Origin of the sequence: Spirillospora sp. NPDC047418 (assembly GCF_040643275.1) — a bacterium.
Lineage (GTDB): Bacteria > Actinomycetota > Actinomycetes > Streptosporangiales > Streptosporangiaceae > Spirillospora.
The window spans coordinates 1-14,421 of sequence record NZ_JBEYTW010000077.1; the positions used below are offsets into that span (position 1 = coordinate 1).

The window sequence follows — 14,421 nt, forward strand, 5'->3', positions numbered from 1 at the left end:
GCTACCTGTACACCTGCTGCCCACCGCCCGGATCGGACGACCCGGCGACGTAGCCGATGATCCTGGCCCCGCCCTCAGCGCAGGGAGCCCCGCAGTCGTGGGCCTCCATAATTCGGTTGTGCCGCCGGTCGCGGCCTCCTAGCGTCCTCCGCATGGACTCCCCCCTGCCGGACGGACCCGTGCGGCTGCTCGGACTCGACGACCTGGCCGCCTGCCAGCGCCTCGCCGAGGACCGCGAGTGGGGACGAGAAGACCGCAAGTGGCGGTTCCTGTTCTCAGTGGCGGACGTCTACGGCGTTGACGACGGAAACGGGGAACTCGCCGGGACGGTGGTGTCGACCCCGTACGGCAAGGACGTCGCGGCCATCAGCATGGTCCTGGTCGCCAAGCGGTTCGAGCGACGTGGCCTGGGCGGACGATTGATGCGCCACGCGATGGACAACGCGGGCACGGCGAGCCTCTGCCTGACCGCCACGAAGTATGGACGTGTGCTGTACGAGCGTCTCGGGTTCAGGGCCGTGGGGCTGTGCACGACGTACAAGGGTGTGTCGGACGGGCCCTCCCGGCGGAGCGTGTCCGTGCCGGTGGAGGCGGGCGACATGCCCGCCGTCCACGCACTCGATACCGAGGTGTTCGGCGCCGACCGGTCGCAGGTGGTCGAGGGGCTGCCGTTCTTCTGCCAGACGCTACGCGTCGTCCGCGACGGGAGCGGCGTCGCGGGCTATGGCGGTGCATGGAGGAACGACGACCAGGTCATCGTCGGCCCCGTCATCGCGCGGGACACCGAAACCGCCCTCACCCTGGTGGACGAGATCGCCCCCGAAGGCCCAATACGCCTCGACGTCGACCACCGGCACCCCGAGTTGATCGCCTGGGCGGAGGACCACGGCCTCCGCCCGGCGTTCACCACCACGATCATGGAGTACGGCGCCCCGATCGCGAACGACCCGTCCCGCCTCTTCCTCCCGGTGGCTCAGGCGCTCGGCTGACGACCCGGCGCCTTCAGCGCGGGCTTTCCGCCGGGGAGGGCGTAGCGAACGATCTTCTTCCAGGTGCTGGTGACCTGCTTCGACAGCGATCCCGTGTGGTACGGCAGGTCGTACTTGTCGCACAGTTCGCGGACGCGCGGGGCGATCTGCCCGTACCGGTTGCTCGGCATGTCGGGGAACAGGTGGTGCTCGATCTGGTGGCTGAGGTTGCCGGTCATCAGATGGAACAGGGGGCTGCCGGCGATGTTGGCCGAGCCGCACAGCTGCCGGACGTACCACTCGCCCTTCGTCTCGCCGTCGAGCCGCTCCTCCTCGAACACCTCGACGTCGCCGGGGAAGTGCCCGCAGAAGATGATCATGTGGGCCCAGACGTTGCGGACGATGTTGGCGGTGAAGTTCGCGGCCAGCGTGGCCACGAACTGCGGGCCGCTGAGCAGCGGGAACGCCAGGTAGTCCTTGCCCCACTGGCGGGCGATCTTGCGGCCGATCTGGCGCAGCTTCGCCTTGGTGACCTCCACGTCGGCCGTCCCCGCCCGGATCTTGTCGAGCTCCAGGTCGTGCAGCGCCACCCCGTACTCGAAGAACATCGCCAGCAGCAGGTTGTAGATCGGCTGCGGGAGGTGGGCGGGGCTCCACTCCTGCTCGGGCGCGACGCGCAGGATGCCGTAGCCGACGTCGTTGTCCTTGCCGAGGACGTTCGTGAACGTGTGGTGGACGAAGTTGTGCGAGTGCTTCCACTGCTCGGCGGGGGAGACGTTGTCCCACTCCCACGTCGTCGAATGGATCTTCGGGTCGCGCATCCAGTCCCACTGGCCGTGCATGACGTTGTGCCCGATCTCCATGTTCTCCAGGATCTTCGCGACGGCGAGCGTCGCGGTCCCGGCGACCCAGGCGGGCGGCAGCGAGGACGCCATCAGCAGCGCCCGGCCGGTGATCTCCAGGCCGCGCTGCCAGCGGATCACCCGGTGGATGTAGTCCGCGTCGCGCGCGCCGAGACCGGACATGATCTCTTCCTGCAGCGCGTCCAGCTCGGCGGCGATCGTGTCGTAGTCGGCGGTCGTCAGATGGTCGGTCATGGGTCTGTCCCCCAGAAGCCTCAGAGGTCGATTTCGACGGGGCCGGCGGCGGCCGAGACGCAGGTCTGGACGATCTCGCCCTCCTCGCCGTGCACCCGGCCGGTGCGCAGGTCGCGGACCTTGCCGGAGCACAGCCGGCCGACGCAGCCGTAGCAGATGCCCATCCGGCACCCGCTCGGCAGCAGGGCGCCCGCGCCCTCCCCGGCGACCAGGAGCGGCGTGCCCCCGTCGGCGTCCACCGCGACGCCGCTCCTGGTGAACGTGACGCGGCCGCCCTCGCCGTCGCCGGTTCGCAGGACGGTCCGGAAGCGTTCGACGCGCAGCCGCTCCTCGGCTCCCTCGGCGCGCCAGAACGCGGTGAGGTCGTCCAGCATCGCGCCGGGGCCGCAGGCCCACGCGTCCCGTTCCGCCCAGTCGGGGCAGATGTCCGGCAGGTCGGACGGTTTGAAGCGGCCCTCGACGGCGGTGTGCCGCTCGTGCAGGCGCACCCCCGGCATCCGGCGGAGTTCGGCACCGAAGATCACGTCCCCGGCCGTCCGGTCGGAATGCACCACGACGGCGTCCGCCTGGGCGGCCGAGGCTGTGGTGAGGTGGCGCAGCATGGACATGACCGGGGTGATGCCGCTGCCCGCGGTGACGAACAGGAGCTTTGCGGGGACGGGCGCGGGCAGGACGAACTCGCCGTCCGCCAGAGCCAGCCGCACGAACGTTCCAGGCCGGATCACGTTGACCAGGTGCGCGGAGACGAACCCGTCGCGGGCGGCCTTGACCGTGATGGTGATGCGCCCGTCCGGCCGGGGCGGGGACGAGAGCGAGAACGTCCGCCAGTGCCGGACGCCGCCGATGTCCACGCCGACTCGCACCCACTGACCCGGCCGGTGCCCCCGCCAGGTCCGGCCGGGCCTGATCACCAGGGTCGCGGCGCCCGGCGCCTCGTGCCGGACGGCCTCGACGCGCCCGCGCGGATCGGTGGCCGACCACAGCGGATTGACCAGGCCGAGGTAGTCCTCCGGCAGGAGCGGTGTGGTGAGGAGCCGGGCGGCCGCCACGATCCGGCGGCCTGGACCCGGGCCCGGACGTCGCGGTGCGCTGATCACGATGCCTCCCCGATGGCGCTTAACTTACGGTTGCGTAACCTACGGTCGCGTAGGAAGCGGGGGATGTTCAAGGCATACGGCGCTAAAGCGACAGGCATCACACCATCGCACGATGTTCCATCCGGCGGTGTAAAGCTCGGTGACAAGAACGGCGCCGCAGGTTGTCGACGGGTAGCGAGATCTCGTCCCCGCCGCCAGGCTCGCTCCTGCGTCGCTCTCATTCGATTCTCACTCTCGCCTCACCCGAGCCACATGCGTGCGCAAGAACCTCATCCGCATGAATCGGCCGTTTCAACGCCGGACGCTCCTCGTCAACGGCGCGCTCGGCGTACTGCTCGTCGCGGGCGCCGGCACCGCATACCTCACTCTCGGCGACGGAGGTGACGGCGCCGCCGCGTCCACCCGGACCGCCCGCGTAACGCGCGGGACCGTGGAGTCGTCGGTGTCGGCGTCCGGCTCGGTGGAGAGCGCCAAGAGCCGCTCCCTGTCGTTCGGCGCCTCTGGCACAGTCGCCAAGATCTACGTCAAGGCGGGGACGAAGGTCTCGGCGGGCGACGTCCTCGCGCGGCTCGACCAGACCGAGGCGCTGGAGAACGTCAACGCGGCGAAGGCGAACCTGGCCGTCGCCGCGAAGGCCGACACGTCGTCCGAACAGGGGTACGCGAGTTACCTCCAGGCGAAGAACTCGTACAACTCCGCTCTGCGCACTTACCAGGGGACCGTCCTGAAGGCGCCGTTCGCCGGGACGATCACCGCCGTCAACGGGACGGTCGGCGGCAGCTCCGGCAGCTCCGGCGGTTCCAGTTCGAGCTCTGGGTCGGCCTCCAGTTCTGGCGGGTCCTCGCCGGGTTCCTCATCATCGTCTACGTCCTCCTCGTCCTCCTCATCGAGTTCCGGCTTCATGGAGATCGCCGACACCGGCAAGCTCCAGATCGTGGGCGACTTCACCGAGGCGGACACGACCAAGCTGAAGGTCGGCCAGGCCGCGGCCATCTCGTTCGACGCACTCACCGGTAAGACCGCCACCGGCAAGGTCACCGCGATCGGCCTGTCGCCGACGACCACGGACAACGTCGTGAAGTTCCCCGCGACGATCTCGCTCGGCGACGTCCCCTCCGGGGTCCGGCTCGGCCAGACCGCGACCGTCGAGATCACCGTCGCGAAGGCGGAGGACGTCCTCTACGTGCCGAGCGCGGCGGTCAGGACGGCGGGCGGGCAGAGCACGGTCACGGTCGTCAGGAACGGCGAGCAGAACACCGTCACGGTGGAGATCGGTGTCAAGGGCGACCAGGGCACCGAGATCAAGTCGGGCCTGGAGGAGGGCGACCAGATCGCCGTGACGTCCACGAGCGGCTCCGGGACGTCCGGCACCACGGGCCGCCAGGGCTTCCCGGGCGGCGGCGGACCGGGAATGAGCGGCGGCGGGGCTCCGGGCGGGGGAGGCCGCCGATGACCTCCCCGGATCGCTCCGCTCCGGCGGCCCCGGCCGCGAGCGGGCCCCCGCCCGAGAGCGGGCGCCCGCCGGGGGAGCGCGCCCGCCGCGGCGCCGCGCCCGCCCCGGTGCTCGGCCTCCGCGACGTGACCAAGATGTACGGGACGGGCGACACGGCCGTCCATGCGCTGCGCGGCGTGTCGATGACCGTCGAACGCGGCGACTACGTGGCGATCATGGGCGCGTCCGGCTCCGGCAAGTCGACGCTGATGAACATCATCGGCTGCCTGGACGCGCCGAGCGGCGGCCGCTACCTCCTCGACGGCCTGGACGTCGCCGGCCTCGACGAGCGGAGCCTCGCGATCCTGCGCAACCGGCGGATCGGGTTCGTGTTCCAGTCCTTCAACCTCATCCCGCGGATGTCCGCGCAGGCCAACGTGGAACTGCCGCTCGCCTACGGCGGGATCAGGGGCGCCGACCGGCGGCGGCGCGCCCTCGCCGCGCTGCGCGAGGTCGGGCTCGCCGACCGGACCCGGCACGAGCCGAACGAACTGTCCGGCGGCCAGCAGCAGCGCGTCGCCGTGGCCCGCGCCCTCGTCACCGCGCCGTCGCTGCTGCTCGCCGACGAGCCGACGGGCGCGCTCGACAGCGGATCCACCGCCGACGTCCTCGGCGTCTTCGACCGGCTCGCCCTCGCCGGCCGCACCATCATCGTGATCACGCATGAGGGCGACGTCGCCGCGCACGCCAAACGCATCGTCCGGCTGGTGGACGGCCGGATCGTCGAGGACGTCCGCCGCGCCCCCGTCGCGGGACCGCCGCCCAACGCCTCCTGGACGACGGAGGGCGCGCGTTGAACGCCTTCGACATCCTCCGGTTCGCGTTGCGCGGACTGTCGGCGAACAAGCTGCGCAGTTCCCTCACCACCCTCGGCATCCTGATCGGGGTCGCCGCGGTGATCCTGCTCGTCGCGGTCGGGAACGGCTCGTCCGAGCAGATCAAGAAGAGCATCCAGCGGCTCGGCGCGGACTCGCTGACCGTCAGCCCGTCCACCACGGGCCGCGGCGGCTTCGGCGGACCGGGTGGTTTCGGCGGGCCGGGCGGCGGGCCGGGCGGCGCTCAGGGTTCTGGCAGCGGCCCCCGCATCCAGGCGCACGACCTCACCACGGACGACGCGGAGGCGCTTCGCAAGGCGTCCGCGGTCAAGAGCGCGTCCCCCGTCGTGACCAGCCAGTCGGTGACCGCCGGGTACGCGGGGACGAGCGTGACGATCAGCCAGTTCGTCGGCACCACCCCGTCCTACTTCGGCGCCGCGAACAAGACCATCGCGTCCGGCGCCCTGTTCACCGACGCGGACGTGACCGCCGCGCGCAAGACCGTCGTGATCGGCAGCACGGTCGCGTCCGACCTGTTCGGACGGGTGGACCCGCTCGGCAAGAAGATCGACGTCGGCGGGATCAGGTTCACGGTCGGCGGCGTCCTGAAGGCGACCGGCTCGTCCTCATCGTCGTTCTCCGACCCGGACAGCATCGCCGTCGCGCCGCTCAACGCCGTCCGGGAGACCCTCACCGGCTACGGCGGCCTCGACCAGATCATCGTCCAGGCGACCGGCAGCGACACCGTCGACGCGGCCCAGGCCGAGATCACCGGGCTGCTCGCCCAGCGGCACGGCACCACGTCCGGCACCGCCGACTTCACCGTGTCGAGCCAGGCCGGCGTCCAGTCGGCGGTCAGCGAGTCGAGCCGCACGTTCACCGTCCTGCTCGGCGCCGTCGCCGCGATCAGCCTGCTCGTCGGCGGCATCGGCATCACCAACATCATGCTGGTCACCGTCACCGAGCGGACCCGCGAGATCGGCATCCGCAAGGCCATCGGCGCACCGCGCGGCGCCATCCTCGGCCAGTTCGTCGCGGAGGCGACCGTCCTCAGCCTGCTCGGCGGCCTCCTCGGCGTGCTCACCGGCGTCGTCGGAAGCCGCTTCACGATCGCCGGCGTGGAACCGGTCCTGGTGCCGTCGTCGATCGTCCTGGCCCTCGGCGTCTCGGTCGCGATCGGCCTGTTCTTCGGCGGCTACCCCGCCTCCCGCGCCGCGAGCCTCCGCCCGATCGAGGCGCTCCGCCATGACTGACCACCGAAGGAGAACCGTGAGCCGCACCCGCGGAGACGACCCCTCGCCCGCCGGGACGCCGATGGGGGACGCCGAACTGCTGTCCGACTCCCCGTTCGACGACGACCTGGACACCGCGCTGGCGTCGGCCCGCCCGCGGCCTCGGCCCCTGTCGGGCCCGACGCTGTACCTCGCCGCCGGGATCCTGCTGGTCGCGGGCTTCCTCGGCGGCGTCCAGGCACAGAAGTGGTCGTCGGACGACTCCGGCGCGTCCGGCGCGGGCCCGGCCCCGGCAGGCGGTTACGCGGGCGGACGGCCCCCGGGCGGCTACGGCGGCATGCCCGGCGGCGGAATGCCGGGCGGGATGGGGCCGGACGGGATGGGGCCGGGCGGACGCGGCGGCGCGGCAGCGGGCGACACCACCACCGGAACCGTCGTCAAGATCAGTGGCAGCACGCTCTACCTGCGCACCACGTCCGGCCAGACCGTGCAGGTCAGGACCAGCGGGACGACCAAGATCCGCATCACCGAGGACGGCGCGCTGAAGGACCTCGGCTCGGGCGCGACCGTCACCGTCCGCGGCACGAAGGACGCCAACGGCACCGTCACCGCGACCACGGTGAGCAAGGGCTCGGGCCGCTGACCACTGACCGAAGGAGGCCGATGAGACCAAACACCACGCCCCGAATCAGCGGCCGCGGCGGACCACCCGGCGGACCACCGCAGGGCTCCACCTCCTGACACGCACCACGCCCGCACCCCCCGAATCTCTGGGCGGCCGCACGGCCCATGCGGCCGCCCGGAGGCGCGCCCGCGCATCCCACAACGCCGGCGCCGCGCGGATGGGGCCCGCGCCACGCGGGCCCCATCTCCACCCCACGCACCGGCAGGGTGGTGGCCTCCCGCGCCGCGCAGCCGTAGCGTAGGCGGCGGCGTACGTGCCGCTATGACGAGACGGGGTCCAGGTGCGGGCAGCGAGGTTCATCAGTGTGGCCACCGTGCTTGCACTGGCGATGGCCACCGGATGCAGCAACGGGAACGGCGGGAACGGCGATGGCGACAACAAGACGACGTCGTCATCGCAGGTCCCCTCGGGCCTCGAATCGTTCTACGCCCAGAAGCCGTCCTGGAAGAAGTGCGACGACGGCTTCGAGTGCGCGACCGTCCAGGTCCCGTTGGACTACTCCCACCCGTCCGACGAGAAGGTCGGCATCTCCGTGATCAGGCTCCCGGCCGAGGAGAAGTCCCAGCGCATCGGTTCACTGCTCACCAACCCGGGCGGACCGGGCGGTTCCGGGGTCGACTTCGTCCGGCAGGCCGCCCGGACGTTCGGCAGCGACCTGCGCCGCCGCTTCGACATCGTCGGCTTCGACCCCCGCGGCGTCGCCGCCAGCGGCCCCGTCCGCTGCAACACCGGCCCGCAGCTCGACGAGTTCTTCGCCACCGACGCCTCCCCGGACGACCAGAAGGAGACGAACGAACTCGCCACCGAGAGCAAGGACTTCGCCCAGCGCTGCAAGGCCAAGGACGCCTCGAAACTGCCCTACGTCGGCACCGTCAACGCCGCCCGCGACATGGACATCCTCCGCGCGGCCCTCGGCGACAAGAAGCTCACCTACTACGGCGCCTCCTACGGCACCTACCTGGGCGCCTTCTACGCCGAGCAGTTCCCGAAGAACGTCCGTGCCCTCGTCCTGGACGGCGCGGTGGACCCGAAGCTCTCCTCAACGGAACTACTCGTCGAGCAGGCGAAAGGCTTCGAGACGGCCCTCCGCGCGTTCGCCGACGACTGCGTCAAGTCGGGCAGCTGCCCGTTCGGCAACACCGCCGACGCGGTCATCGCCAAGATCTCGTCCTTCCTCTCCACCGTGGACAAGAAGCCGCTCAGCAACACGCGCGACTCCCGCAAGGTCACCGAGTCCCTGGCCGTGATGGGCATAGCCAGGTCCCTCTACGTGAAGCAGTACTGGCCCGTCCTGCGCCAGGCGCTCACCCAGGCGATGCAGAGCGGCGACGGCACCATCCTCCTGGCCCTCGCGGACGAGATGGTCGAACGCAAACCCGACGGCACCTACAGCAACCAGACCGACGCCAACATGGCCGTCAACTGCATCGACAAACCCAACCCCGCCGACCTCGCCGCCTACGAGAAGTACGTCGACCAGGCGAAGAAGGTCGCCCCCCGCTTCGGCCCCTTCGTCGTCTGGGGCGGACTTTCCTGCGTCTACTGGCCCTTCCAGACCAGCCAGCAGCCGAAGCCCCTGGCAGCCAAGGGCGCACCCCCCATCGTCGTCATCGGAACCATCCGCGACCCCGCCACGCCCTACAAGTGGGCCCAGAACCTCGCCGGCGAACTCTCCAGCGGCGTCCTCCTCACCTTCAACGGCGACGGCCACACCGCCTACCTGCAGGGCAACTCCTGCATCACCAAGGCCACGGACAACTACCTGATCACCACCGACCCGCCCAAGGACGGAACCACCTGCGGCTGAAACCCGTGCGCACCCACCCCCGCGGACCCGGTAGACTTCATCCCGCCGTGCCCGTACGGCGCGCCGCCTTAGCTCAGTCGGCAGAGCGATTCACTCGTAATGAATAGGTCATCGGTTCGATTCCGATAGGCGGCTCCCAGCTCAGAGGCCCATCGCGTCCACTCGCGATGGGCCTTCTGCATGACCGCCCGACCTGCCTGCCCAAGCGGCGTCGCGACGCCGCCCGATGCAGCTGGGAAGATCGACAGGGCGACCCCCTGCGTCGCATCAGCAGCGGCCCGAAGCCGATCATGGCGGGGGCCAGGACGTAGCAGCCACCGGACCAGGATCGGGGTCACACGCCGTTCGAACTTGCCCACGGTACGCTGCACCGATGTCAACGATCAAGAACTTCCAAGTCACCTTTGACTGCGCAGAACCTGAGCGCCTCGCTCGCTTCTGGTGCGAGGTGTTGGGGTACGTCACGCCGCCGCCACCGGAGGAATTCGCCACCTGGGAGGATTACAACCGTACCCAGCCCCCTGAGAAGCGGGATTCATGGTTCGCCTGCAGTGATCCCTCAGGTGTAGGTCCGCGCCTGTTCTTCCAGCGCGTCCCCGAAGGCAAGATCGTTAAGAACCGGGTGCATCTCGATGTCCGGGTCGGCACCGGGCTTGTGGGGGACGAGCGCCTCGCGGTGCTCGAAGCCGAGTGCGCACGGCTGGTTGCGCTCGGTGCGACCCACGTGCAAACGCTCTATGCCGACGAGGAAAACGAGTCATGCATCCCAATGCTGGACATCGAGGGCAACGAATTCTGCATCGACTGATGGGCCCCGGCCAATTACGGGAGTTACCCCGAGCACGAGGTCGTGCAGCCGGGCGATACCGAGCACAGCGGTGTGAGCGCGGGCACACGTCAGCGCACGCGGTAGCCGAGGTGGACGGTTGGACCTTAGGTGCGCCGGTGGTTCGCATCTAGCTGGCACCGCGTGATCTTGCTAACGCGGCTGCTAACACCGGGTCCGGACGAGTTCGGACGAGGATGGAATCCAACGGCATCCGAGAGGGCCGTCGAGCAGGTCGATGGCCATCGCTGGACGAGTGTGGATCTCGTTCGTGAGATTCGTAATGAATAGGTCATCGGTTCGATTCCGATAGGCGGCTCCCAGCTCGAAGGCCCACCGCGATCACTCGCGATGGGCTTTCTGCATGACTGCCCGACACAGTGCCTGACCGCGCGGCGTCTCGACGCCGCCCGGTATGGCTGGGAAGATCGACAGGGTGACCCCCCTGCCTCGCCCCAACGACATGACGTCGCTGATTCTGCGGACCGACTTCAGCAGTGACCCGGCGTGGGCCGAGCTCAAGACTGCGATAGAGGGTCAGGGTGAGGACGCGTACGCAACCTACGTCAGCGACCCGATGTACTCCGGCATCAGCATCCGGCGGCTCGTCGACCTGGACGCCGCAGCGAGTGACGACGACAAACTCACGTACCTCTTTCTCGCCGACGCAGCCACTATGAGGGACGACGAACGGCCGCTGCTCGCCGTTGACCTGTACACGGGACCCGGCCGGACATTCCGGGTACCGCCGCGCTGGTACGGCGAGGTATCGCTCAACCTCAGCATCGCGAACTTGGACTTCGACGACTTCGCAGATAGTGCGGATCAGTCAGGTACCTTCCGAGGCTTCGACGGGTAACCGGATCAGCAAGCACGGTCACGGGCTCGTCATCGACGCCGACGACCCGAGACCGGCGGCCATGTGCCGCGTCGGATCAGTCGGTCGATGCGCTCGATGAGCTCGGTCTCGCTGTTCAGCAGGTCGCTCCCGGGCGAATCCGTCCAGCGGGCCCAGCGCGTCGGGGAGATCTTCTTTCCGGGGTACATGGACCATCGTTCCGGAGTACGTCCGGCAGGCGGGGCACCAGGCCAGGCCGATGCAGCGATCACTGCCTGGCCTGGACCGGTACACGTACCCTCGTAGCGGGACGCCGCAGGCGGCACAGTGCGGGAGGCCGTCGACCGTCATGCACCAGCCCAGAGCAGAGGTCTTCTTCAGCGCCAGCGCTCAGCCTCTTCTCTTCAACTCGTCATGCCGTTCACCATCTCGCGAAACGGTTCATTCGGTCGAGCCTGCTTACGCGGGTGCCAGCGGCGGGCCTCAATGGGGGAACCCCGGGCGGAGGCCCTAGGGGAGGATGTTGGGGTCGCATGGGGGGAGGCTGGTCGTCATGCCGGCGGTGATCGCCCAGCGCTCGTGGTCGCGCCAGACGCCGCCGATGTTGATGAACTCCGGGGAGAACCCCTCCCGCCGGAACCCGAGGCGGCGCACGAGGCGGCGGGACGGCTCGTTCCCCGGCTGGACGTCCGCCTCGACCCGGTGCAGGCCGAGGGGACCGAACGCGTAAAGCACGGTCAGACCGACACCCTCCGTCATGAAACCCCGGCCGGCGCTCGGTGCGAAGGCGGCGAACCCCAGGACGGCGCGGTCGTAGGGCCCGCGGATGATGCCGGTGAGGGTGGCATGACCTGCGATGGCCCCCGTGTCCACGCGCTTTATCAGCAGTGCCTCGCCGACGGTCGGATCCGCGAAGCGGCCCAGGTATTCGCGGAACGTCAGCACGTCGGTCGGAGTCCGGACCCAGTTCCCGTGTAAGTCCGCACTCTGTTCGGCGAGCCGGAGAAATTCGTCCTCGTCCGCCGCCCGCATCCGGCGCAGCATCACGCGACATCCCACAATGCCTCCGTCCCCGGCACCGTTGCCCATGGACCGCATTTCGCCTAGGGCCCAGATTGCCCCACCCACCTCACGAACCGCAGTCCCCCCGCAGTCACGTCTGCGAGACACCCCCGCCCCACCCGCCTGCCCCAAACACCACCGCGACGCCGAGCAGAGCACGCCACCGCCCCGCGAACGCGTCCCCGGGATGCCCAAGCCGGTGCACACGAGTGAACGCGGCGAACTGCGGCGGGTCGGCTGTTGCGCGGTGGCTGTGCGCCGCCCGGCCTGTGAATGTGGCGGCGCTATGGCCTGGCCTGGGGTGCGTCCAAGGGGTGCCCTGGGACGCGCCGCGTGGGTGAAGGCGGCGGTCTCCGGCAGGTGGGCCGTCCTGCGATGGCTGGGGGCCGCGTCTTTCGACCTGGCTTGGGGCGCGCCCGGGGGTGTTCTGGGGGACTGGCGTGAGGCGAGCGCGGCGGGTTCTGGCTGGTCGGTTGTTGTGTGATGCCCGTGGGGGCGGTCAGGGGGTCAGGGGGTCAGGTTTTCGGCGAGGATCTTCAGGTGGGTCTCGCGGGCCTCGGCGTGGCGGCGGCGGCCGGACTCGGTGATCTGGACGAAGACGCCGCGGCGGTCGTCCTTGCAGAGGTCGCGCTCGACGTAGCCGTGCTTCTCCAGGCGGGCGACCGTGCGGGACAGGGCGCTCTGGCTGAGGTACATCGCCGCGGCGATCTCCTGCATGCGGCGCTTCTCACAGTGGAGATCGACGAGGCGGTCCAGGGTCTCGTACTCGCTCATGCTCAGGCCGTGGGCGTCCTGCAGGGCGCGCTCCAGGGCGCAGGCGACCGTGTTGTAGCAGGTCGCGAGCTCCCGCCAGCGGTCGACCAGAGCCGTCTTCGCCTCCATGGCGCGGATTTTAGCATGTGTGCACATCATGTGCATCTGCATTAAGTTCGACCACAACTAGTGCGTAGACATTTGATGCATGTGCATGTACTGTCCTCCGGCGTGGCTATCACCGACATCTCACCTGTCTCCACCGTCCGTCCGCCGGGCGCCGAGCGTGTACCGGCCGAACAGATCTGGACTCCCCGGCTGTGGGGAATCCTCGCGGTCCTGTGCGCCGTGATGTTCCTCGACGGGCTCGATGTCTCGATGGTGGGCGTCGCGCTGCCGTCGATCGGCACTGAGCTCGGCCTTTCCACCACGTCGCTGCAGTGGATCGTGAACGGGTACGTCCTCGGTTACGGGGGGCTGCTCCTCCTCGGTGGACGTACCGCCGACCTACTCGGACGCCGCCGCGTCTTCCTCACCGCACTTGCCGTGTTCGCCGTCGCGTCCCTGGTGGGCGGGCTGGTGAACGACGGCACCCTGTTGATCGTCACCCGTTTCGTCAAGGGGCTCGCCGCCGCGTTCACGGCGCCCACGGCCCTGTCCATCCTGACCACCACGTTCCATGAGGGGCCCGCGCGGAACCGGGCGCTGTCGGTGTTCTCCGTCTTCGGTGCCAGCGGCTATTCGTCCGGGCTGATCCTCGGCGGGTTGCTGACCAGCTTCGGATGGCGCTGGACGTTCCTGACGCCCGTTCCGCTCGCTGTCATCGCCCTCATCGCGGGTGCCGCGCTGATCCCCAGGGACAGGCCGGCGGACGACGGCGGCCATGACCTCGTCGGCGCCGTGACGCTCACCGGCGGCATGCTGCTCGCCGTCTACACCGTGGTCTCGGCCCCGGAGCGCGGCTGGCTCGACCCCGTCACCCTCGGGTCCATTGTGCTCGCGGCCGCGCTGCTGGTCGGCTTCATCGTGACCGAGAAGAAGGTGCGGCACCCGCTGATCCGGCTCGGCATCCTGCGGATCGGTTCCATCGTCCGCGCCAACCTGAGCATCGTCGCGCTGTTCGGGTCGTACCTCAGCTTCCAGTTCATGATGACGCTCTACCTGCAGGACGTGCTGCGCTGGTCGCCGCTGAAGATGGCCATGGCGCTGCTGCCCGCCGGGCTTCTCGTCGCCCTCGGCTCCCCGTTCGTCGGGCGCCTGATCGACCGGTACGGGACACCGCGGCTGATCATCAGTTCCATGACGTCCCTCAGCCTCGGCTACGGCTGGTTCCTGGCCACGGCCGGGAACGCCCCGCACTACGCCGTCACGATCCTGCCGACGATGCTGCTGCTGGGCGGCGGGTTCGCGTTCGGCTTCAGCTCCATCATGGCTCAGGCAACGGACGGGATCGACGACTCCGAGCAGGGCCTCGCCTCCGGTCTCGTCCAGACCTCGGGGCAGGTGGGCGCCGCCCTGGTCCTCGCCGTGGTCACCGCGCTCGTCGCGGGCGGGACGGCCGCCGGCGGCGACGGCTTCGCCGAGTTCCACCCGGGCGTCAACCTGGTCGGCGCCGTGGCCGTCGTCGGCCTGGCCCTGAACCTGGTCCCGCTGCTGCACCACTACCGGGGCAAGCACGCCTGACGACCTTCCTCCAACTGGTGAACACTTGCCGGGCACGTGTGTCGGGTGCCGGGGGAGGCCTTGGTG

The 14,421-nt window shown here is 69.7% G+C and carries 13 protein-coding genes and 1 tRNA gene; 10 read left to right on the forward strand and 4 right to left on the reverse strand.

The features are described from left to right. The first annotated feature begins 152 nt into the window (after positions 1–152). Entirely contained in the window at positions 153–989 is an 837-nt protein-coding gene (locus ABZ806_RS33735) for a GNAT family N-acetyltransferase (protein ID WP_500221508.1), read from the forward strand. Here ABZ806_RS33735 and ABZ806_RS33740 read toward each other — a convergent pair. Both ABZ806_RS33740 and ABZ806_RS33745 read right to left on the reverse strand, forming a co-directional pair. Further along, the gene (locus ABZ806_RS33740; protein WP_500221509.1) at positions 974–2,065 is read right to left on the reverse strand and encodes a fatty acid desaturase family protein; all 1,092 of its coding nucleotides are present in this window, start codon (positions 2,063–2,065) and stop codon (positions 974–976) included. The two genes, ABZ806_RS33735 and ABZ806_RS33740, sit on opposite strands and share 16 nt — an antisense overlap. A 20-nt stretch (positions 2,066–2,085) precedes the next feature. Continuing rightward, complete coding sequence (locus tag ABZ806_RS33745) at positions 2,086–3,162, reverse strand: ferredoxin reductase (RefSeq protein ID WP_500221510.1); 1,077 nt, start codon at positions 3,160–3,162, stop codon at positions 2,086–2,088. A 277-nt stretch (positions 3,163–3,439) separates the two neighbouring features. On the opposite strand from ABZ806_RS33745, the gene ABZ806_RS33750 reads away from it, so the two are divergent. From ABZ806_RS33750 to ABZ806_RS33785, 8 genes are all read left to right on the forward strand, one after another. After that, positions 3,440–4,615, forward strand: coding sequence for an efflux RND transporter periplasmic adaptor subunit (locus ABZ806_RS33750; RefSeq protein ID WP_500221511.1), 1,176 nt, complete (start codon positions 3,440–3,442; stop codon positions 4,613–4,615). A 134-nt stretch (positions 4,616–4,749) separates the two neighbouring features. Further along, positions 4,750–5,451, forward strand: coding sequence for an ABC transporter ATP-binding protein (locus ABZ806_RS33755; RefSeq protein WP_500221543.1), 702 nt, complete (start codon positions 4,750–4,752; stop codon positions 5,449–5,451). Continuing rightward, the gene (locus ABZ806_RS33760) at positions 5,448–6,722 is read left to right on the forward strand and encodes an ABC transporter permease (RefSeq protein WP_500221512.1); all 1,275 of its coding nucleotides are present in this window, start codon (positions 5,448–5,450) and stop codon (positions 6,720–6,722) included. Before ABZ806_RS33755 ends, ABZ806_RS33760 begins: the two co-directional genes overlap by 4 nt. A 16-nt stretch (positions 6,723–6,738) precedes the next feature. Beyond that, positions 6,739–7,344 (forward strand): hypothetical protein, encoded by a 606-nt coding sequence (locus ABZ806_RS33765; RefSeq protein WP_500221513.1) that lies wholly within the window; start codon positions 6,739–6,741, stop codon positions 7,342–7,344. 346 nt (positions 7,345–7,690) lie between these two features. Then, positions 7,691–9,193, forward strand: a complete 1,503-nt coding sequence (locus ABZ806_RS33770) for an alpha/beta hydrolase (protein ID WP_500221514.1) — start codon at positions 7,691–7,693, stop codon at positions 9,191–9,193. 62 nt (positions 9,194–9,255) lie between these two features. Beyond that, positions 9,256–9,328 (forward strand) — tRNA-Thr (locus ABZ806_RS33775). Between the two features lie 238 nt (positions 9,329–9,566). Beyond that, a complete protein-coding gene (locus ABZ806_RS33780) occupies positions 9,567–10,001 on the forward strand; it encodes a VOC family protein (protein ID WP_500221515.1) in 435 nt (144 codons plus the stop codon). A 481-nt stretch (positions 10,002–10,482) separates the two neighbouring features. Continuing rightward, the gene (locus ABZ806_RS33785; RefSeq protein WP_500221516.1) at positions 10,483–10,878 is read left to right on the forward strand and encodes a DUF6924 domain-containing protein; all 396 of its coding nucleotides are present in this window, start codon (positions 10,483–10,485) and stop codon (positions 10,876–10,878) included. Between the two features lie 489 nt (positions 10,879–11,367). On the opposite strand, the gene ABZ806_RS33790 is transcribed toward ABZ806_RS33785, so the two are convergent. Further along, a complete protein-coding gene (locus ABZ806_RS33790) occupies positions 11,368–11,916 on the reverse strand; it encodes a GNAT family N-acetyltransferase (RefSeq protein WP_500221517.1) in 549 nt (182 codons plus the stop codon). A 510-nt stretch (positions 11,917–12,426) separates the two neighbouring features. Continuing rightward, complete coding sequence (locus ABZ806_RS33795) at positions 12,427–12,801, reverse strand: MarR family winged helix-turn-helix transcriptional regulator (protein ID WP_500221518.1); 375 nt, start codon at positions 12,799–12,801, stop codon at positions 12,427–12,429. 75 nt (positions 12,802–12,876) lie between these two features. On the opposite strand from ABZ806_RS33795, the gene ABZ806_RS33800 reads away from it, so the two are divergent. Continuing rightward, the gene (locus ABZ806_RS33800; RefSeq protein ID WP_500221519.1) at positions 12,877–14,355 is read left to right on the forward strand and encodes an MFS transporter; all 1,479 of its coding nucleotides are present in this window, start codon (positions 12,877–12,879) and stop codon (positions 14,353–14,355) included. Positions 14,356–14,421 lie beyond the last annotated feature (66 nt).